At 40.9% G+C, this 20864-nt stretch carries 24 protein-coding genes and 1 riboswitch; of the genes, 4 read left to right on the top strand and 20 right to left on the bottom strand.

Annotated features, from left to right (window positions below; all coding sequences use genetic code 11):
* Positions 1-930 carry a peptidase U32 family protein gene (locus BVE84_RS02595; protein WP_076995529.1) on the bottom strand — a complete coding sequence of 310 codons (930 nt, stop codon included), beginning with the start codon at positions 928-930 and terminating at the stop codon, positions 1-3.
* Positions 931-1084: 154 nt separating this feature from the next.
* Between BVE84_RS02595 and BVE84_RS02590 the strand changes: the two genes are divergently transcribed.
* Positions 1085-1387: a DUF3270 domain-containing protein gene (locus BVE84_RS02590; RefSeq protein WP_076995528.1), complete on the top strand. Its 303-nt coding sequence runs from the start codon at positions 1085-1087 to the stop codon at positions 1385-1387.
* 64 nt (positions 1388-1451) lie between these two features.
* Here BVE84_RS02590 and BVE84_RS02585 read toward each other — a convergent pair whose 3' ends face one another.
* The 13 genes from BVE84_RS02585 to BVE84_RS02520 form a co-directional block, all read right to left on the bottom strand.
* Positions 1452-1937, bottom strand: coding sequence for a YtxH domain-containing protein (locus tag BVE84_RS02585; protein WP_076995527.1), 486 nt, complete (start codon positions 1935-1937; stop codon positions 1452-1454).
* Positions 1930-2334: a DUF948 domain-containing protein gene (locus tag BVE84_RS02580; RefSeq protein ID WP_076995526.1), complete on the bottom strand. Its 405-nt coding sequence runs from the start codon at positions 2332-2334 to the stop codon at positions 1930-1932. The genes BVE84_RS02585 and BVE84_RS02580 overlap by 8 nt, the downstream gene beginning before the upstream one ends.
* 420 nt (positions 2335-2754) lie before the next feature.
* The gene (lgt, locus tag BVE84_RS02575) at positions 2755-3543 is read right to left on the bottom strand and encodes a prolipoprotein diacylglyceryl transferase (protein ID WP_076995623.1); all 789 of its coding nucleotides are present in this window, start codon (positions 3541-3543) and stop codon (positions 2755-2757) included.
* 6 nt (positions 3544-3549) lie between these two features.
* Entirely contained in the window at positions 3550-4476 is a 927-nt protein-coding gene (gene hprK / locus BVE84_RS02570; RefSeq protein ID WP_076995525.1) for an HPr(Ser) kinase/phosphatase, read from the bottom strand.
* A 142-nt stretch (positions 4477-4618) separates the two neighbouring features.
* Positions 4619-4888 (bottom strand): PspC domain-containing protein, encoded by a 270-nt coding sequence (locus BVE84_RS02565; RefSeq protein WP_076995524.1) that lies wholly within the window; start codon positions 4886-4888, stop codon positions 4619-4621.
* Positions 4869-5639: a hypothetical protein gene (locus BVE84_RS02560; RefSeq protein WP_076995523.1), complete on the bottom strand. Its 771-nt coding sequence runs from the start codon at positions 5637-5639 to the stop codon at positions 4869-4871. The genes BVE84_RS02565 and BVE84_RS02560 overlap by 20 nt, the downstream gene beginning before the upstream one ends.
* 49 nt (positions 5640-5688) lie before the next feature.
* Positions 5689-6141 carry a SprT family protein gene (locus BVE84_RS02555; RefSeq protein WP_076995522.1) on the bottom strand — a complete coding sequence of 151 codons (453 nt, stop codon included), beginning with the start codon at positions 6139-6141 and terminating at the stop codon, positions 5689-5691.
* Positions 6128-8257, bottom strand: a complete 2130-nt coding sequence (locus tag BVE84_RS02550) for a Tex family protein (RefSeq protein WP_076995521.1) — start codon at positions 8255-8257, stop codon at positions 6128-6130. Before BVE84_RS02550 ends, BVE84_RS02555 begins: the two co-directional genes overlap by 14 nt.
* A gap of 130 nt (positions 8258-8387) precedes the next feature.
* A complete protein-coding gene (locus BVE84_RS11215) occupies positions 8388-8837 on the bottom strand; it encodes a transposase (protein WP_279625863.1) in 450 nt (149 codons plus the stop codon).
* Positions 8838-9137: 300 nt separating this feature from the next.
* Positions 9138-9467 (bottom strand): IS630 transposase-related protein, encoded by a 330-nt coding sequence (locus BVE84_RS11210; protein WP_076995520.1) that lies wholly within the window; start codon positions 9465-9467, stop codon positions 9138-9140.
* A 118-nt stretch (positions 9468-9585) separates the two neighbouring features.
* Positions 9586-9873: a Txe/YoeB family addiction module toxin gene (locus BVE84_RS02530; protein ID WP_076995519.1), complete on the bottom strand. Its 288-nt coding sequence runs from the start codon at positions 9871-9873 to the stop codon at positions 9586-9588.
* The gene (locus BVE84_RS02525) at positions 9870-10109 is read right to left on the bottom strand and encodes a type II toxin-antitoxin system Phd/YefM family antitoxin (protein WP_076995518.1); all 240 of its coding nucleotides are present in this window, start codon (positions 10107-10109) and stop codon (positions 9870-9872) included. The genes BVE84_RS02530 and BVE84_RS02525 overlap by 4 nt, the downstream gene beginning before the upstream one ends.
* A gap of 79 nt (positions 10110-10188) precedes the next feature.
* Entirely contained in the window at positions 10189-10545 is a 357-nt protein-coding gene (locus tag BVE84_RS02520; RefSeq protein WP_076995517.1) for an antirestriction protein ArdA, read from the bottom strand.
* 583 nt (positions 10546-11128) lie between these two features.
* Here BVE84_RS02520 and BVE84_RS02515 point away from each other — a divergent pair.
* Positions 11129-12181, top strand: coding sequence for a ThiF family adenylyltransferase (locus BVE84_RS02515; RefSeq protein ID WP_076995516.1), 1053 nt, complete (start codon positions 11129-11131; stop codon positions 12179-12181).
* Complete coding sequence (locus BVE84_RS02510) at positions 12168-13361, top strand: MFS transporter (RefSeq protein WP_076995515.1); 1194 nt, start codon at positions 12168-12170, stop codon at positions 13359-13361. Before BVE84_RS02515 ends, BVE84_RS02510 begins: the two co-directional genes overlap by 14 nt.
* A gap of 200 nt (positions 13362-13561) precedes the next feature.
* Here BVE84_RS02510 and BVE84_RS02505 read toward each other — a convergent pair whose 3' ends face one another.
* A complete protein-coding gene (locus BVE84_RS02505) occupies positions 13562-14077 on the bottom strand; it encodes a QueT transporter family protein (protein ID WP_076995514.1) in 516 nt (171 codons plus the stop codon).
* A riboswitch (PreQ1 riboswitch) is annotated at positions 14075-14171 on the bottom strand. Its footprint overlaps the gene before it by 3 nt.
* A 1041-nt stretch (positions 14172-15212) precedes the next feature.
* On the opposite strand from BVE84_RS02505, the gene BVE84_RS02500 reads away from it, so the two are divergent.
* Entirely contained in the window at positions 15213-15659 is a 447-nt protein-coding gene (locus BVE84_RS02500) for a GtrA family protein (protein WP_076995513.1), read from the top strand.
* A gap of 314 nt (positions 15660-15973) precedes the next feature.
* On the opposite strand, the gene BVE84_RS02495 is transcribed toward BVE84_RS02500, so the two are convergent.
* The 5 genes from BVE84_RS02495 to BVE84_RS02475 form a co-directional block, all read right to left on the bottom strand.
* On the bottom strand, positions 15974-16909 hold the full coding sequence (locus tag BVE84_RS02495) for a YihY/virulence factor BrkB family protein (protein ID WP_076995512.1): 936 nt from the start codon (positions 16907-16909) through the stop codon (positions 15974-15976).
* 18 nt (positions 16910-16927) lie between these two features.
* Entirely contained in the window at positions 16928-17788 is an 861-nt protein-coding gene (locus BVE84_RS02490) for a methionyl aminopeptidase (protein WP_076995511.1), read from the bottom strand.
* On the bottom strand, positions 17775-18353 hold the full coding sequence (locus tag BVE84_RS02485) for a GNAT family N-acetyltransferase (protein WP_076995510.1): 579 nt from the start codon (positions 18351-18353) through the stop codon (positions 17775-17777). The genes BVE84_RS02490 and BVE84_RS02485 overlap by 14 nt, the downstream gene beginning before the upstream one ends.
* Before the next feature lie 59 nt (positions 18354-18412).
* Positions 18413-19696 (bottom strand): UDP-N-acetylglucosamine 1-carboxyvinyltransferase, encoded by a 1284-nt coding sequence (locus BVE84_RS02480; RefSeq protein WP_076995509.1) that lies wholly within the window; start codon positions 19694-19696, stop codon positions 18413-18415.
* A gap of 245 nt (positions 19697-19941) precedes the next feature.
* Positions 19942-20682 (bottom strand): PHP domain-containing protein, encoded by a 741-nt coding sequence (locus BVE84_RS02475; protein WP_076995508.1) that lies wholly within the window; start codon positions 20680-20682, stop codon positions 19942-19944.
* Positions 20683-20864 lie beyond the last annotated feature (182 nt).

Raw genomic sequence — 20864 nt, 5'->3', positions numbered from 1 at the left:
CTATTTTACCTTATCCCTATCGTATTCATAGAAACCTGTATCCAGCCCTCGCTCTTTTGGGTGCCATTTGCGAACCTGTTCATCCAGCAAGACGGCTCGATCATAGGTCAATTCTCCAGCTTCTGCCAAACCCCTTGCCTCAACAAAGAGTTTAACAATTTCTACAAAATTATCACCTGGACAGTAAATTCCATCTAATTTCCAATGCAGGTAGTCATGCTCGATTAACTCATTTAATTTCATCATCATATCAATATCATTATTGATGAAAATATGAGTCCCATGCTTGTCCTCGTAAATGGAATAGTGGCTCTCGGGATCACTCGGCTCGGCCAAAAACAGTCCACGCTGTCGCGATAGATCTGTCTCATCTGCCTTTGTAAAGTGATAGTAATTCTGCAACAGCGTCCGCTTAGAATGGTGAATAACAGACGCACCATAAACTAATATTTCCGCTGGAATTTCAAGATTTTTGGCAATATCAAAGAGTTCTTCTGCTGGAATTTCTCTCGCCAGCACTGCACCGACAGCACCATGATCCTTCCAGAAATTGATCTGGCGACTAGACGTGACAAAAACAGATGTGTCATAGATGAGCTTAAAATGGTAGCCATCGCGCTTATTGATATAGAAGACTCCCGTATCTCCCACCACCAAATAATCCACCTGAATTTCTTTCATCAATTCCATGAAAGGCTGAATAGTATCCATCATGTCTTGATGCATGAGGGCATTGGCCGCAACCGTTAATTCCTTTCCAGCCTCGTGCGTCAAGCGAGCAATCTCCCTCAACTCATCATAGGTAAAGGAGTGCGGAAGCCGCAAGGCATAGTTCTCTTCTCCTACGTAAATCCTGTCTACTCCTGCTTCTAATAGCTGTTTGACTTGTTCAATACTTTCAGCAGTCGCTGTAATAACAATTTTTTCCATAAAATTTATTATATCACAATCTGCGACATTCTTCACCCTTTCCCTTGATTTTAAGATTCAAACTTTTCTCATTTTTTTGTAATGAAAATGTAATAATTCTGTTACAGAAAGCTAGCATTGTTATGATAATCTTAATAGGCACAAAGGAGACGATATGGCACTTAGACAATATCGGCCTGACGACAACCAGTATGACGAATCTATCCCGAAAGAGAAACAACAGGCCACCTATCACGCATATCACGCAAGGAATCAAAACGAGGAACGAATCAAAGAATTATTCTTCTTTTTGAATATTGCTATTTTTAGTATCATTACTGTGATTGCTGCTTACTGCTACCTTTCAAATCATATCCCTGTCTTTTTAGCTTTCATTTTGGCAATCGCAACAGGACTAATCGGTTTGAAATTGGTACGATTTTTCATAAAGGGAAAACTATCTAAAAGAAAACATTGAGCCGAGAAAAAATAAACTCGGCTCTATTTTTGTCCATAGCAAAAAATCCGCCGTTGCGGATTTTTTATTGTTCTTCTAACTCTGGCAGGTTAATTTCAATATCTTCTGTTGTGACAGAAACTTCTTCTACGATGTCATTCGTTGAAGGAAGGGTCCTAGTCTTTTCTTTGATAGATTCAAGCAAATCTCCCGTCGTTACGTTTTGTTCCGCAATCTTTTCCTTGATTTGCTCAAATTTTTCAAGAGACTGTGACTTTACAAATTGCGCTTTCTCTTTTCCAGATTGTAGGAAATGATCCACTGTCAACTCACCAGATGCCAGTTGATCTTTGACCGTTTCGTATCTGCCAACCGCTTGTTGACCTAAATCCTGTACCCTTTGGATTAGTTCAGCATTGATTTCTTCATGATTTCCCTTGTAATCGTTAGCAAAGTTCACCACCCTTTGCTTGACTGCTCGACCAGTCTTGGTGGCAAGGAAGGCAGCCGCAGCGGCTCCACCTGCTGCACCTAATAAAATACTGGTGAAAATACTAGACTTTTTAACCATGTTTTTCTCCTTTCTTTCCTAAAATAGAAGATAGTTTACTAACAACAGCTAGGGCACCACCAACTTTAACGGTCCGTTGACCTGCTGTACGCGCTCTAACTGTCAAATCGCGAGCAGAGCTATTGAGATCAGATACTGATTCTGATAAATCGGCTACTGCTACAAATAATGGGTCCAATGTAGCAACCTTGCCATTTACATCTTCGACAAGGACATTTGTCTTGGCTAACAGTTCATTCGTTTGGTAAAGTGTCACATTGACGTCGCTCGTCAAAACAGCCAAACTCTGCTGTGCTTCATCTACCACATTGGATAGTTTCTTCAGCAAGAGAATAATGTAAACTGCAACAGCAGCAAGGGCTACTGCAATAATAAAAACAGATACTTCAATCAACATAAAAATCTCCTTTTCTTATACAGTCTTTTAGTTTGCTTTTAGTACTAGGCAACGAGCTGCAGGCTGCTTCAACAGTCTAATGACTGTTGAAGGTTGGAAATCATACTGATGATAGTCAGTAACAATCGTAGAGTACGGCAAAGCGAGTTCCAATAATCTGGGAGAGTGAAACAGTTCGGTGAACTGTTTCAGCCTGAGCCTAGAAATTTGAGAGCGAAGTGGCAAGGTTGGAAATAGGGAAACGGAGTTTCTAACGACCACTTTTTTAATGAAAGGTGGTAGGCTGAAAACCTCCACTGGAGCTTTTCACTCGTCGAAGTAATAAAAGAGACGCAGCTGTTTCAGATTTAGTCAATTACAGCTGTGGCTACCTTTAGGTATAAACTAAATGACTATACTACATGAACATCAACAACCAAACTAGGAAGCGACCTTTGTATCTTGATAGTAAGGTAGGTCTTTCCTACGTCGGTATATTCCTAGGGCAAGGGCAAGAACCACCAGCAGGGCAGAGAACCACTGGGAAACGCGTAAACCGAAGAGCATTAGGCTATCTGTCCGCATCCCCTCAATGACAAAGCGACCAGCTCCATACCAGACAAGGTAAAAGAGCGTAATCTCCCCTTGCTTGAGTAGCCTTTTGCGTCTACGTAGTACACAAATGAGGACAAAGCCAAGCAAGTTCCACAAGGACTCATATAAAAATGTTGGTGTCCGGTAGCTTCCATCAATATACATTTGCTTGCGGATAAAGGCTGGCAGGTAGTCGAGGTGGGCAACACTGGCTCCGTAGGCTTCCTGGTTGAAAAAATTTCCCCAACGCCCAATCGCTTGGGCAATCATGACAGACGGAGCTGCGACATCTAGAAAATCCCACGGATCAATAAAGCGGTGACGGGTAAAGGCGAGCAGGACGACAAAGCCCATCAAGAGACCACCATAGATAGCAATCCCCCCTTCCCAGATGGCAAAAATAGACAGGAGATTGTCCTTGTAAAGATCCCAGGAAAAAACGACGTAATATATTCTTGCTCCGAGAATGGCAAGGGGAAAGGCAAGCAAAATGAAATCGAAAATATCATCCGCTAAAATTTTTTTCCGCGGAGCTTCTTTTGAAGCTAGAAAAACTGCCAAGATTAAACCTGTAATGATACACAAGGCATACCAGCGAATGTCAAGAGGCCCTAATTTTACAGCAACTGGATCAATCATAGGCTACTCCTTGTTACTTTCAATCAATCTACCGAGGCGCTTCTCAAATTCCTTGGTTGCGTCAAAGCCCATTTGCTTTGAGCGGTAGTTCATCGCTGCTGCTTCAATCACGACAGAGATATTACGCCCTGTTTTTACTGGTATCCGAATCTGTGGAATAGTGATTCCCGCAATTTCAATAGCATCACCACTATTTCCCAAGCGATCAAAGACCTTGCCTGTTTCATAGTTTTCAAGATAGATGGCAAGCTGCACTTCTGATGATTCTTTCACAGCACTTGCCCCATATAGACTCATGATATCAATGATTCCTACACCACGAATTTCAAGCAAGTGTCGTAAAATTTCAGCAGGCTCTCCCCAGAGGGTTACATCATCTTTGGCATAGACGTCCACACGGTCATCCGCAACGATTCGATGACCGCGTTTGACCAACTCAAGACCTGTCTCACTCTTACCGATTCCTGAATCCCCCTGGATCAACACTCCCATCCCATAGATATCCATGAGTACCCCATGAACACTGGTACGTTGCGCTAAACGTGAGTCCAAATAAGAGGACAATTCCCCCGCCAAGCGGCTCGTTGCAGTCTGACTTTGGAAAACAGCAATTCCTTTTTCCTCAGCTGCCTGAAGCATCTCCTCAGGGACTTCCAAACCACGTGCCACAATCACTACTGGTGTTTCTGGTTGAAACATTCTCCGCAAGACCTGATAACGATTGTGCGATGTCATCGCCATTAAATAAGACCATTCCTTCATTCCCATCAGCTGGATCCGCTCTGGAGCGTAGTAGTCAAAATAGCCCGTCATCTCAAGCCCTGGACGTGTAATGTCCGATGTCGTAATCTCTTTTTCGAGCAATGCTTCTGTACTGTAGGCAATGTCTACACGTACATTGTCGATCAACTCTTTGACAAAAACTCCCATGTCATACCTTCTATTTACAGCATCGGTCGTTTCCGATACGATAAACCCTCTCATTTCTTTACAAACTATTATACCACAAGATAGGAGGAGAATACAAAAAAGGAAGCAGTGAGTGAACTTCAAAGAATCCACTCCTACTTCTCTACCACTTATGTTTGTGAATCTTCTCTGCATCTTTTACCTTGCGAGGGCCTGTTCCGTAACGTTCTGCATAAACATCTTCTTTAAAAGGAAGTAGGATGGTAGCTAGGATATAGCCTGCAATCGCAAGTAAACCTAGACGCCCCAACAAACAGATGACGACAAAGATAAGCCGTGTCGTAGTCAAATCCCAGTGAAAGCGATTGGCTAACCCAGCCAATACACCGGAGATGAGTTTATTGTTTTTCTGCTTATAAAATCCGAATGGCATGTTGCACTCCTTTCACGATAATCTGACTCGTCACTGTTTTTATATGAAGCCGAAGGAGCTTATCCCCTTTCTTTTCACAATAATAAGGACTGGGCTTTTTTTTCTTATTGACTACAAGCTGACCTGTCGAACTCTCAACCTTACCCCGCAAGCCCTGATGCTTAGGAACTTGCAGATAGATCGGCGCTTCGACGAGTTGCAAGAAGAGGTGCTGAGACATCTGATCCATCGCTGTAATACGGATATCCTGTTGTTTTTTATCCGTCGCACTATGGATAGAGACATCTTCAAACGGAAGATAATCTAATCTCGCATCTGCTCTTCCCAACTCTAAATTTAAAATCGACATCCACTGATTTGGCAAGGAAACCGTCAGATGGCAGGGGAGGTTTGAAGCAAAGTGCAACCCTCGATTTTCAACATAAATCTGAGGTAAAAAGGTTTGATGGGTCTGCTGAGGGTAGACTAGATGAATCTGAACCTGCTCCGATTTGCTTTTCACAAAGACAATTTTTCCCTTTGATACGCTAATAAAGAGAGATTCAATATCCGAAAAAGCATAGTCTTGCTTCAACTTGGACGAAGAAAAAATTTTCAAACTTGGAAGCGTAAAACTCAGACGGGGCTTTTCCTCCTCAACTAAAAAATCTGGCTCCTCGTCAAACTCCAAAAAGCAGGCACGTGCTTCGTCTTTTGTCAAAACACCTTTTTCATATAATTCGATCAGTCGTTTTTGTGCTTCTCGTGCCATCTTCTCACCTCGATTCTCCTTTATTATACCATAGACAAGGCAAAAGAAATCAGCCCGAGGACTGATTTCTTTTCTCGACGAACAGCAGCGGCCCGCGGCACTTGCCACAGCCATATTTTGCTGTATTTATACGCCGCTTCCGCGGATAGACATGGGCGCATTGTTGGCATTGATAGAGATAAACATTCGTCTCAAATGCCGAAAGGGCAGGTGCATATCGTACCCCATCTACTGCCTCTAGCAATTCCTTAAAATCCCTATCCCTGTGGCGGTATCCCTTTTTCTCAAAATAGAGATGATAATGGCAGAGTTCGTGGCGGACAATCTTGCGAAACAAAAGAGGGGCTGCTTCATAGTAACGCGGATTAAAATCCAAGTGACCATCCTTTGGAAAGAAACACCCACCTGTCGTTTTCAAACGGCGATTCCAGTAAGCCTGATGGCGAAATTCTTTTCCGAAATCTTCACGTGAGACCCGCCGAACATAGTCAGTTAGATTCATGAGGAGGCACCAAACTGAGATTGACTTTTTCTCTAATAGCATCTAGCTTATGGACCCAAACGGTTACCAAATCACCGACCGAAACCACTTGGCTAGGGTGCTTAATGAAGGTTTTACTCATATTAGAAATGTGAATCAAGCCGTCCTCGTGGATTCCAATGTCAACAAAAGCACCGAAATCAACCACATTACGGACCACACCCTCTAATTTCTGACCAACTTCCAAATCCTTGAAGTCAAGAATATCCTGACGAAGAACAGGTGCTGCAAAATCATCTCGTAAATCCCTTCCCGGTTTGAGTAGATCAGCGATAATATCTTTCAAGGTTTCCTTACCAAGACCAAGTCTAGCAGCCATTTCTTCTAACGGAACAGCCTTTAATTTTTCCTGAGCGACTTCATCTATCTGCTCAATTCCTAGCAAATCGAACAGTTTTTGAACAGCTGGATAGGACTCTGGGTGAACCCCCGTATTGTCCAAAAAATTGCTAGCCTCTGGAATCCGTAAGAAACCAGCAGCTTGCTCGAAAGCCTTGTCTCCCAGACGCGGAACCTTCTTTAATTCTGCTCGCGAAGTCAAGGCGCCGTGCTCCTCTCGATATGTGACAATATTTTCCGAAATGGTCTTATTGAGTCCAGCTACATGGGCAAGGAGGGCGGAGCTTGCTGTATTGATATTGACTCCGACTTGGTTGACCACTGTATCAACCACAAAATTTAGGCTTTCTGTTAATTTCTTCTGGTTGACATCATGCTGATACTGGCCAACTCCGATTGATTTTGGATCAATTTTTACCAACTCTGCCAGCGGATCTTGTAGGCGACGGGCAATAGAGATAGCCGAACGCTTCTCTACTGTCAAGTCTGGGAATTCATGCCGAGCCAACTCAGAAGCTGAGTAGACAGACGCACCACTTTCATTAACAATGACATAGCGAACAGTCGGAAATGCCTGTAAGACTTCTGCTACAAAACTCTCTGATTCTCGGCTAGCTGTCCCGTTTCCAATAGCAATGATTTCAATGCCATATTGACCAATCAAGCTGGCAAGTTCTTCTTTCGCTTGAGCAATCTGGGTCTGAGAGGCTGGTTTGACAGGATGGATTACCTGGGTCGCCAACAGTTTTCCGGTCTGATCCACGACCGCTAGCTTGGCCCCCGTCCGGAAAGCTGGGTCAAATCCCAAGACCATCTTCCCTTTTAATGGTGGTACTAACAGGAGGTTGCGCAGATTATCTGAGAAGAGAGAAATGGCCCCTTCTTCAGCTGACTCTGTCAATTCTGTCCGAATCCGCCGCTCCATTGCTGGCAAGATTTTCTTCTTGACTGCTTGGCTAATAGCTTCTGTAATATAGGTATTTTTCTGCGGGAAACGGACTTCAAAAAAACGTAGTATTTTTTCTAGATGATGCTCAAAGGAGACTTTCAAGGCCCCTACTTTTTCTCCACGGTTGAGGGCTAATGTCCGGTATCCCTGCATATTGGCTACTTTTTCAGAAAAGTCGTAGTAAATCTGAAAGACTTGCTTTTCATCAGCTTCTTGATCCTTCAACTGCGAATGAAGGATAGAATAGTGTAGAACCTCGTGATAGGTCCAGGCCCGCAATTTCACATCTTCCGAAATTGCCTCAATCAAAATATCCACTGCACCAGCTAAACAAGCGCTTGCCGTTTCAAAACCTTCACAGATGAAAGAGGTCGCCTCTTTTTCTAAGTCTGCGACATTTTGCAAAATGAGCCGAGCCAAAGGAAAGAGACCCGCCTCCCGTGCAATGGTCGCCTTGGTGCGACGTTTTTCCTTATAAGGCAGGTATAGCTCTTCTACATCTGCCAATTTTTCAGCTCCTTCAATCGCCTGGCGCAGCGAATCGGTCAATTTTCCCTGCTCCTCGATCTTGGCTAAGACGCTTGCCTTGCGCTCTGCCAGAGCCGTTAGGGACTTGTCCAAATCAATAATAGACTTGATGACAACTTCATCCAAATTTCCCGTCATTTCCTTACGGTACCGAGCGATAAAGGGGATAGTATTGCCTTCTGCTGTCAGGGTCAAGACACTCTCAATCTGCTTTAAACGAACACCCAAGTCCTGGGCAATTTTCACATATTTTTCTTCCATAGCCCTTATTATAGCACACACAAATAAAATAATAAAATCAGAAATTATCAAATCAGCTCAAACCTTATCATTTTACACTTTCCCCCAATCACTCTACCTACCGTTCTTTATCAATTAACCTCACACATTATCACATTTTATCTGATTTTTGGTACTTTTTTGGTATCTCCATATTTTCGAGCTTACCCTTCAAATCTTCTCTCATTGTATCCGTCACATGAGTATAAATTTCTAAGGTAGTCTTTTCATCTCCATGACCTACACGCTCCATTATCAACTTTAAAGGGACATTCAATTCTGCCAATAAACTGATATGAGAATGTCGCAAGGCATGAGTTGTGAGATTAAACACTTCCCCTTTCTGAATACCTGATTTAGAAAAATGTGTACGCAAATAAGTATTAAAAGACATTGGTTTAAGTGGTAATAATTCTATGATTGCTTTCTTTAAGTTTGCCCAAGCAGTTTCAATTGGATTTAATTCCGGTGAATAAGGAGGTAAGGGCAGAAAGAAGTGGTGATGTTCAATACAAAGCTCATCTAGTTGTTTCTTGGGGTGAAAAGTCGCATTATCCATCACAATAACATGAGTTTCAGATAAGGAGGGTAACAGCTCCACTTCATAAAAAAGTCACTTGTCATACTTTCTTTGTAAATCATCGGAGCTACAAATTGATGTCCAATTTGACCAGCTACAACTGAAATACGCTCAAACCTTCTTCCACTAATCTTCTCCAGAACCTTATGTCCCCTAGGAGCTCTCGCTCGTGGGCGTGTTAAATAAGTGTCAATGCCGGTTTCATCAATGTAGATGATTGGATAGCCGGATAGGTGTTGGAGAATGGTTGAGAACTGCTGGACTTTTCCTGCGTCCTGCTCTTTATAAGTTGTTGTCTTTTTTTAAAGTTACTTTGAGTTTCTTTAAAGCAGCCCAAACAGACTGCGGTGTGCAATCAAACTGTTCAGCTATTTCACGGAGAAAGGCATCTGGATGTGCTGAGACAAACTTCTGAAGTTGATCCAGTGGCAATTTTCTAGGACGTGGGGAACGCTTTTTAACCGCCAAAGTCCCGTGATGTTTTAACTGTTGTTCCCATAAATAGAGAGTGTTTACGCTAATATCAAAGAGCTGACAAGCTTCTTTACGAGTATGACCTTCGTCTTGAACAAACGAAATCACTCGTTTTCTAAAATCTAAATCATATGCCATAACTTTAGTATACCATAATTACTGTTTTAAAACTGATTGACTATACTATTTCAATCATATTTTATTTCTCCAACAACACAAAAAGCTAACAACCTTTTGCATTGTTAGCTCTTATATACTATTTCTTTGGCAAGCGTTGCTCATAATGAGACCAAGCAGACCAAATTTTTACAATTTTCCGTGACTTATCAATCGTATAAACAACCCTATGCTGAATATTTACTCTCATGGAGTAAATCTCCTTATTTTTAGGAGACAGCTTTTCCATTCTACGAACTCGACTATAGGGATTTTCTTTCAAAATAGAAACAATCTCATTAAAATCACCCATCAAACCTGCTTTTTCTAATTTTGGAATATCTTCCTTTTTAACGAGCTTGTGAGGGATTACTAACCATTCACTCATAGAGCGTCCTCAATTAAGAAGTCTTCTTCCGTTTCCTCTTCCATTCGTTCAAGAACAGTTGACAAAACTCCTGTATTTTCTAAATAATGTAACTCTTTCATAGCTCGATAATCAGCCAGGGATAAAACAACAATACCTGCACCCTCATCTCCTACTGAAATTTCAAGCTCTTCATGATTTTCTATGACTGCTTTTGACAAGTTATAAATATCTTTCCTGAATGATGTTAAGTTCATTGTCAGTACCTCCTACTTGTCTTTATTATAACGTACTTCAATACGTACGTCAATAATTTGTAGTTTGAAAGACTACTATTTACCGAAATACATAGTAATTGTTAGTTGAAAAGAAATCCTTACTATTCAGACGACAATCACGACCGTAAGATTCAAAGTCAAAATAGTTTTCTAATTCTGCTGGGATTTTTATTGTTTCAAAACACTCTACCAGCGCAACACCAAATTCTTCATCGTTAGAGGCTTCTACAATCGTCCAATCTTCCAAATCGAACTCACTAATAAATCCTCGAATACCTCCATAGATTGATAGCCAGCGTTCTAGGCATTTCTCATATAGTGCAGGTATTTCTTCTAGCTTTTCTGCCAACTGCTGAATTTCTTGCAGACTCGTCTGTTCTGATATTCCAGCCAAGTTTGAATCAACGACTATCATTTCATCACCATCACGATAGTTTAAGTGCTGTTTTACCTATTCTAAATTAGTAGGAAACTCAAACCAACTCCAGTCGCCTATGCGTAAATTTTGTAACGCTACACTTAAAATCATCATTCACCTCTCTTAAAACGATAAAAATTTTCCGCATATCCATTATATGCAATCGGATCATCTGACAATTCATACGCTGTTGTTGAATCAATAAAACCGCTATACCACGGATATTGAAAAGAAAAAAGAAGCAAACAAAGAATACTCTTGCAATGGCAGATGGCTTCACCTCTAATTTTTATATATAACGATAAATGCTACAAAATACAAGAAAAACAAAATAGACAGAAAATACAGAAAAATCAAAAAATATTGACAATCTTTATTTTTTTTGTTATTATAAAATAGTTATAACATAAATGAGCGCTAATTCTATCGGAAAGGTGGTGGAGTAAATGATTGGTCCAATTCAAAATTAATAAGCCTAGTTGTAAAACAAACTTTGAAATCTATTCAAGCAAGAGTTTGAATAGATTTTTTATACATCATTCTTTTTGGCAAATAAAGGTACTAGGAGGATTAAGATAGTATGAAATATAAAACTAGTTTTACTACAGTAATGATGGAATCTCCAAGTAAAATTATTGGAGTAGGAAGTAGACAATATTTTGTTGATGATGTAGAATATGATTCTTCCTTATCCATCCTACATTTTTTAACCAAGCCCAGAGATATTGAGGAAATAAAGAGCTATTTGATTGGAAATAATTTAGATTTTGCTTTATTTCAAAAATTATTGGAGCATAAATTAGTCACATCTATTGAGGAACTTTTTCAAAAGGAGGATACTGAAGAATTTAAAAATGCTCTCTATTTAAATTTACTATTGGATAATCCAATTGATGTTTTGAACAGATTTAAACATACAACATTTGTAGTTATTGGCTGTGGTAGTATTGGTAATTTTATAAGTTATGCCTTATCAGTTTACTTCCCCAAGAAGATAATACTTATAGATGGAGATAGAATTGAGAGAAGTAATTTAAATCGCCAAATTCTTTTTTCTAAAGAGGATATAGGTTGCTATAAATCAGAAGTGATTGCACGAGAATTAAAGAAAAAAAATAGCCAATCAGATATACAGATAGTGACAGACTATGTGACAGCTGAAAATATCTCAACCATTCTTCAAGGGCTAGATTCTAATTCAACTTTCGGTATCATTTCCGGTGATGACCAAGTAGCAGTAAGAATATCATCTGAAAAATTTGTTGAAAAACAAATACCTTTTTTGAATGTAGGGTATCTAAACGACATTTCCGTCATTGGACCTTTTGTCATACCTAGAAATTCTGCTTGTCCTTTTTGTAATCATTCATTAGTAGCAACAATGGATTCTCAGAGTCATGTCAGTGAAATCATAAATGCAGAATATTCATCTCCTTCAAGTTTTACAAATAGTACGTTAGCTACTAGTTTAGCAATGTCTGATATTGTCCAATTCTTCTCTGGAAATTTACAAAAAGTCAAATCTTTGAATGCACGAGTCGGAATCAACAGTGATACTTTTGAAAAATATACCTTAGAGAATAGACAAGATCCAAATTGTTCGGTTTGTGGGGTGAAAAATGAAGGGCATTAATCTTCGTAAAAATATCCATATCTATTTTCTTTCAAGTATCTTAGTAACTATTTCCTATAGTCTACCCCATTCCATATTAACCGTACTGTTCATTGCAAAAGGAATCTCTCTATCACAAATTTTAATGATTCAATCAGCATATAGTTTGGCGGTGATGTTATTTGAATTTCCTAGCGGTGTGACAGCAGATATATTCTCTAAAAAAGATATGTATCTTATTTCAAAATCATTGCTCATCATACTGTATATCATTATCATCTATTCAAATAGCTTTTGGCTGCTGTATCTTGCTTGGTTCATCTATGGCATAGCTACCGCATTCGATAGTGGAACTATTGACGCAGACTTAGTCAATCAAATTAAAGAATCTAAAAATATTGAGTTAAGTAGCTTTATCGCTACAGATAGCCGACTGTCTATTCTTTCTCTATTGATAGGAAGTACAACAGGGAGTATTTTCTATCTATATTTTGGCACTGGAATATATTTCCTTAGTATTCTATTCTGTATGTTGGCCATCATCATTACGTTCTTCTTCTTCCAAGAGTCTACTATCCAAAAGGAAGTAAAAAATCCTAGAATTAACGACTTTAAAAAACATATTCTCAAGGGATTCAAAGAATTAAAAAATAGTAATATGATGCGTTTTGTAATAATATTAGAATTTTTAACTCAAATTTTTTTTCAAACACATTTCCAACTATGGCAGGCATTTCTTATTGAAAAAGACATTCCCTCTACTCTTTTTTCTCTATTCTATATTCTCTTTCAAGTAGTTGCTTTGATTTCATACTCCATTGATTCACACAAAATAACAGCACTCGCTAAATTTAAATTATACAGTATTCCTTTAGGTTTCCTACCGCTGGTTTTCCTATCCAACAAACCATACATATATATACCCGTCTATATTTTGTACGTCTTTTTATTCTATATTATTCAATTTATTTTAAAAAAATATTACACACAAATCGTTTCAAAAGATACTATATCATCATTAATATCTTTTAAAGCAACCATTAGCCGCCTTGGTAGCATGATAACCTTATTTCTTTTGAGTATTTTTGCTAACTTTATACCAGCCAGCTCCTTAATCATTTCTAGTTTCATTTTTACATTCTTCTCTTTAACTTTGGGGATTGCTATTTTTATGAAGAAATATAACTCCTATACCAACTAAAACTACCTATTATTTAGAATGATTAAGGAATGTGATACCATTTAGCCAAGTAGTCTCTCTCCCCAACATCATCTCCAATGAAATAAAAAACATCATCTGAATCAGTGACAAGAAAGAGTACACTCGTTCAGATGATGTTAAATGATAGTATCTGCTACAGCAATAGTGAGTCATTGCTTCAACAACCTACTATACCAACTTTATTTTGTAAAATCAATCCTCTGTGCTAAGCGATCAATCACTAGAGAACCAACAAATAGGGAAGCAAATTCTCCCATAGCCGTGGTAAACCAAGTCGCTAAAAATGGACTTTGGTACAAAACATATAATTCGAGGGCGATGGTACACATGGTCATTGCAAAGAAGAGCGAAAAGTATAAAAATGCCTTGTTTACAAGCCCTTTCCATAGATACTCATCCTGGTATTTTTTAAAGAAATAGACCCCTAGAGCTACAAATACGAGGGTGGAGCCTCCACCAACAAATACATCAACAACTCCAAAGCCAATGAGATTAGATAACATGCAGCCGATGGTAACAGCTACTAGATATTTACGATGATAGAAAGCTAGAAAATTGAGCATTTCTGATAAGCGAAATTGGTAGGCACCGTAAGAAATCGCATTGAGCGGCGGTGTCACTGTCAATACCACATAAAGAGCGGCGACCAAGGCGATATGTGCCATGTCGCGGACTGTCCATTTTGTTTGTTCCATATCATTCTCCTTTGGCGGATAAACCGCGTGTAATATGCTTGGCTAAAGGAAGGAAGCGCCAAGGGTTGTATAAGATACGAGGACGTTTGACACGAGCTCCACTCGTTTTATTTCCAACCTTCAACAGTCTTTTCCTAGACTGTTGAAGCGAGCAAAGCAAAAATGGGATTGAAACAGTTCGGGGAACTGTTTCAACGGTCACCTAGAAATAAGAAAGTGAGCCTAGAAGTTCGGTGAACTGTTTCAACGGTCACCTAGAAAGAAGAAAGTGACCAGAGAAGCCCGAGCTGGGAAATAAGAAATTTTCCGAGTGAAAACATCAGGTAGAGGTTTTCAGCTTATATCTTAAAGGTTACTGAGAGTTTGCCAAGGCAAACTTCTATTTCCCGACTTCAAAGGTATACCATACCTTTGAAGCTAGGAAAAACTATCCCAAAGGGATTCTTATCTGTAATCGGCTAAAGCTGAAACAGCTGCCTATCTTTTTTGCACAGCTCGTAGTCCGAGTTCAATTCCTCAAGATACGAGGACGTTTGACACGAGTTGCACTCGTTTTATTTCCAACCTTCAACAGTCTATCCCTAGACTGGTTGACACGAGTTCCACTCGTTTTATTTCCAACCTTCAACAGTCTATCCCTGACTGGTTGACACGAGTTCCACTCGTTTTATTTCCAACCTTCAACAGTCTATCCCTAGACTGGTTGACACGAGCTCCACTCGTTTTATTTCCAACCTTCAACAGTCTATCCCTAGACTGTTGAAGCGAGCAAAGCAAAAATGGGATTGAAACAGTTCGGGGAACTGTTTCAACGGTCACCTAGAAATAAGAAAGTGAGCCTAGAAGTTCGGTGAACTGTTTCAACGGTCACCTAGAAAGAAGAAAGTGACCAGAGAAGCCCGAGCTGGGAAATAAGAAATTTTCCGAGTGAAAAGCTCCAGTGGTGCTTTTCAGCCTATTTCCAGCCTTCAAAGATATGCCATACCTTTGAAGGCTGGAGACTTGTTTTCGTACCTGTAAGACGAGCAAGCTCATAAACGCTATCGCAGCCATTTCATCTGTGAAAGTTCTGCCTTCGTATTTTTACAACATTCCAAGTATAGCACAATTTGAGAGAATATGATAGACTAAGGGTATGAAAAGATATATAAACGCATTTTTTAATCATGAAATTCTATCCTATCTGTTTTTTGGAGTAGCGACAACCTTGGTCTATATGATCACAAGAACCGGTCTTTTCTTTGTCATTCCCCATACCCTAGTCCTTGTCTTTGTCTCCAACTGCGTCGCCATCCTATTTGCCTTTTTTACCAATGATCAAATCGTCTTTAAACAGACCTGGTCCGGATGGCCCGTACGCCTCCTGAAATTCATCTCTGCTCGAGTGACCACCTTGTTACTTGACATGCTGCTAGCCTACATCTTGGTAGATGCCTTCCCCCAACTCATCGGGCAGTTCGTCAACCAGAACCTCGCTAGTATCAATGCCATTGCAACCCTCATTTCACAGGTTCTTGTCATTGTACTCAACTATGTTCTAAGCAAAGTATTTATCTTTCAGAATACAAAAAACATCTCCTAATTATAGGAGTTGTTCAGGTTGTAGACAAAGTATCTCTGAGAAAATTTGTCAATGTCAACATCGAAGGCTAGTATCAGTGCTCTTATCTCTTCGTGAAAAGGCGAGCGAAGCGAGCCCATAACCGCTACTTTACGCCGTAACAAAAAACACCAGAAACGTTCTGTTTCTGGTGTTCGGAGATTTTGAGACTCAGGCTCAAAATCTAGGCATGAAATCCCGTAGGAAGTTGCTGCCGTCCGTACTACCTAAGTAAAGTATCATAATAAAATAATCGTTTTGGAGAAAATAGACTTTTTCTTCAGTCTAAACAGCTCCTAATTGTAGGAGTTGTTCTTTTTATCGTTTCTTGTAAATCGTGCTTTGATACGGTGTATAATCGACCCCACATCGCCAGGTCTAGGAGAAAATTCTGCTACCTTCAAACTCTGCACGGTAGCATTGAAAACCGCTCCAATAATCAAAACATTTGCCACAAAGATAAACCAGAGCATCAGAACCAAGATCACCACCGAGGTAACGAGACGAAAATCTAGAAAGCGATTCGCATACGAGTCAATGTAGAGTCCAAAAACTTGCCCTACTGTTGCCATAACAGCCAAGACAAAGAAGGAACCTGGCAACACATAACGAATTTTTTCGATGCGAACATTGGGAAGGAAGAAATAGAGCATCGCTAGCGCCAAAAAAAGGGCAAGGTAGGCCACTAATTGGGTCTGATTGATAAGAGTATCAAATAAGGGATCCACATGAAATTTTGCAGCTAACAACTGGAGGAGCGTCTTACCAAAAGCTAGCATCATCACGCTGAAGATGATAATCCCTTGCAGTCCAATCCCTAAAAACATTCCCACTGCACGGCTGATGATAAAATCTCGATGTTGGTCAACCCCGTAGGCCTTGTTAACTGCCTTTTGAAGTGCCGCCATACTCTTTGAAAGAGTCCAAAGGGTGGTAACAATAGCAATTCCCAACCAGGATGATGACGGACGAGTCAGGATACTGACCACCATGTCTGCTGCTGTCGGATAGAGTTTTTCAGGAAAGATTTCAACCAGTACATCTAAAATCTGATCGACATCAATCTGTAAATAAGGCAAGAGGTTTGCCAGCGTCAATAAAATAGGAAATACTGAAATAATCAGATAATAGGCAACAGCAACCCCTGTCAAATCAAGCTCAGCTGACCGATAAAAGGTCATAAAGGAGGTCATAAAGGATTTACAGTTACTCCAGAGCTGTTTTCGATTCATTCTCCCTCCCTTTTCACATCAATAGGTCCCTTCTTCTCCTTGACTAGTCAAAATCACAGGACCATCTTTGGTAATAACAAATTGGTGTTCATACTGGCAAGACAGGCCTCCGTCCAATGTTTTATGGGCCCAGCCTGTTTTTTCATCAGTATCAATCTCCCAAGTGCCTGTATTGATCATCGGTTCGATGGTCAAGACCATCCCCTCACGTAGGCGTAAGCCACGGCCGGCACGACCGTAGTGGGGTACCATCGGCTCTTCATGCATGGTAGGTCCTACGCCATGCCCTACCAAGTCACGAACCACACCATATCCCTTACTTTCTGCGTATTCTTGAATCGCTGCACCAATATCACCGATACGGTTGCCAACCACTGCCTGCTCAATGCCTCGGTAGAGACATTCCTTGGTCACTTCCATGAGGTGCTTAACCTCCTGACTAACCTTACCGACTGCATAAGCCCAGCAGGAATCTGCAACGCCACCACTATAGGACTCCGTATGCTGTTTCATAAGCGCTACGTTAGTAAAGTCTAGCTTTGAAACGTCCAAAACAGCCCTGTCAATCGGTTCACTCAAGACCATATCCACCTTGAGTAAATCCCCTTCTTTCAAGATGTAATGACGGGGAAAGGCGTGAGCGACCTCATCGTTCAAGCCACAACAAGTAGCGTATGGATAGTCCATGATGTGACCATCGACACCAATCTGCAAGGGAAGGACATTTTCTTCCTTACAGCGCCTGCGGACATATTCCTCCACTTCCCATAGATCCAGACCCGGTTTAATCAGGTCACGAAGTCCGATATGAATACCAGCAAGAATATCTCCTGCCCGATTCATCGCATCAATTTCTCTTTGTGATTTAATCGTAATCATCCCATCCCTCTTCTAGTTGTTTATCCTGTTTCGCACGTAGCAGAAACTCTATATACTCACGCATTTTACGACTGTAGCGGTCGCTTCCCTTATATTGACGAACCTTTAGAAAACCTGCTTTTTCTGCTACACGCTGACTAGCTCTATTTTCCACATGCGTTAACAAGCGTAAGGTTTGAAAACCAATCTGAGTCATTCCTAGATAAACCAGGGTTTGTAACACCTCTGTCATGAGGCCTCTTCCCCAGAAAGATCGGTGCAGAAAATAGCCAATTTCTGCCTCTCTCGCCCGCTCATCGATATTCTCAAAGCGAATGCAACCAATCAGCTGCCCTGTTTCTCTGTCCTCTATGGCCCAAATTCCTAGCGGAAATCGCATAAAAGCCTGAACCAACAAGCCTCTCGTCTCCTCAATCGTCCTTGTACTGGGCATAATGTAGCTCGTATTGTGAGCATCAGAGAGAATCCGGTGCAAGTCCCTGCCATCATCATAAGAAAAGGGACGGAGCAGTAGACGATCCGTCTCAAAGTTTGCGTACTCTGCCAGCGACTCCCAAATTGTCATCTTCTATTCCCTACCAAAAATGAACAGGTTGAGCCTTGAATAGGTTCCTACTCGCAGCCCTATCTCTCATGAAACACTTTATCACTTGTCTCAATGAGTTCGATATCTGCTCCTAAGTTTTTTAGTTTCTCAATAATGTTCGAGTATCCTCGAAGAATAAATTCAATATTGGTAATTTCAGTACGACCTTCCGCCATTAACCCTGCAATCACCATGGCAGCCCCTGCACGCAAGTCAGTCGCCTTCACACGGGTTCCATTGAGTTTATTGGAACCTTGATAGCTGATTCGACTGCCTAAAACACGAATATCAGCCCCCATATTGGCCAATTCTTGCACATGGCCGACACGCTTTTCGTAAATTGTATCTGTGATAGTACCTGTCCCTTCTGCCTTCAGCAATAAGGGAGTGATCGGTTGTTGTAAGTCAGTCGCAAATCCTGGGTAGGGGGAGGTCTTGACACTCACCGCTTTTAGCCTGCTCTGCTTTTCAACGAAAATACTATCCTCAGACACTGTCATACGCACGCCCATAGCTTCCAATTTTGCGATGAAACCTTCCAAATGTTCATAGAGGACATTATCAATCCGAATCCCTTCACCGACAGCAGCGGCAAGGGCGATATAGGTCCCTGCTTCAATCCGATCCGGAATGACCTGATGGCGGGTACCGTGCAACTTCTCGACACCTTCAATCGTAATGACCTCTGTACCTGCACCACGGACATGGGCCCCCATGTTATTTAAGAGGGTTGCTACATCAATAATTTCTGGTTCACGAGCAGCATTTTCAATCACTGTACGTCCCTCGGCTTTGACAGCCGCAAGCATCGTATTGATCGTTGCTCCCACGCTCACCGTGTCCATGAAGATGTGTGCCCCATGAATACGTTTACCTTGAGTAGATAGATGCATGTTGAGGTCTTCATAGGTCATGGTTGCCCCCATTGCCTCAAAGGCTTTCAAATGTAGGTCAATGGGCCGTGGTCCCAAATCACAGCCACCCGGCAAGCCAACGATGGCCTGCCCAAAACGACCGAGCAGGGCTCCATAAAAATAGTAAGAGGCACGCAAGCTATTGATTTTACCAAAAGGCATTGGCATATCCTTGACACCACGAGGGTCAATCTCCAAAGATTCCCCGCTACGCTTGACAACTGCCCCCATTGTCTCCATAATATCAATCAAACTGTCGACATCTGAAATCTCAGGTACTCCATCCAAACTGACAATTCCATCTGCTAAAATAATGGCTGGAATGAGAGCTACAACTGAATTTTTAGCGCCACTGATAGTCACACTCCCTTTCAAGGAACGACCACCATTGATTACAATTTTTCTCATACTATTCAAATCTCTTTCTCAATTTCGCCAAACGGCACACAGCCTATTCTACCATAACTTGATATAAATAGCTAGTTTTCATCTCAAGCAACACAGCGTAGGGACAAAGAAAAGGCATGTTCACTTTCTAGTTACATGCCTTTTTCAACTATTTTCAGAAAATTCATCTTCTGACTAGAATAATCCCTCACTATCAAGATTGTCATACTCAATAAAAATCAACAGTATAGACTAGTAAGGACCACCTATACCAGCCACTCTGGTGAAATCCCATAATTGTCCAAGATGTCCTGAATCCGTTCAAATTGTAGTCGAAAATGATGTTGACAGTGTCCATCTGAACCAACTGAATAGCGCCTACAGCCCATCTCCTGCAAAATAGACAGAGCATATAGGTAAAGTGGCTCATTATTGTACAGATACATAGATTTACTATTTAACTCAAAAGCCAACTGATGATCCATCATCTTTTGAAAAAGAGAGCGCAGATGTGGCTCATATTCCCTCAAGTCGTCAACGGTCAGAGATAATCTCCTAAAACCATAGTCAAAATGGGCTAGCACATCTGCTGGAACTCGTTCTATTGCTCGTTCCACTTCCTGCCAATAGGATATAATATGCTCTTTGGAATCGAGTGAGAGGACCTCATCTTCCAAGTAATCAAAGTCACCATTATGGTGTACGGATAGGAGTTTCAAATCAAACTCCTTCCCCTCTAAATAAGCTAGGGTATCCGCTTCTCGAGGTGCATAATAGCCAATCTCAATGCCCTTTTTGATTCGGTCGCCATACTGCTGTTTCAAGCGTTCAATTTTTTCTGTATAGGCTCGATAGTCTGGCACATCATCGCGAGGACCACCTAGGTAAGGATTGGACAAATCAAAATGCTCTGTCGTCACGATTTCTCCCTCATAAATCGTTAAATAATCTTCAAACTCTGCCTGCGCATCATAAGAAAAATAGGTGTGTAAATGATTATCCCGCATCATTTTCTCCTTTACTCGAAAAGCCAAACAACTACAACAAGAGCAGTTACCAAACAAAGACTAGAATCTAGTTATGATTGCGCAAAAATCAGCCTGGTAGTCCACTCCCCTATCTCCTCATACTCAAACAACCTGGAAAACGATGACCTTATCACCATTGGGCTATAAGAGTACCTGAGCTT

It is taken from the genome of Streptococcus azizii (assembly GCF_001984715.1).
GTDB lineage: Bacteria > Bacillota > Bacilli > Lactobacillales > Streptococcaceae > Streptococcus > Streptococcus azizii.
The sequence above is the reverse complement of the archived record's forward strand: the minus strand, read 5'-3'. Positions and strand labels throughout refer to the sequence as shown.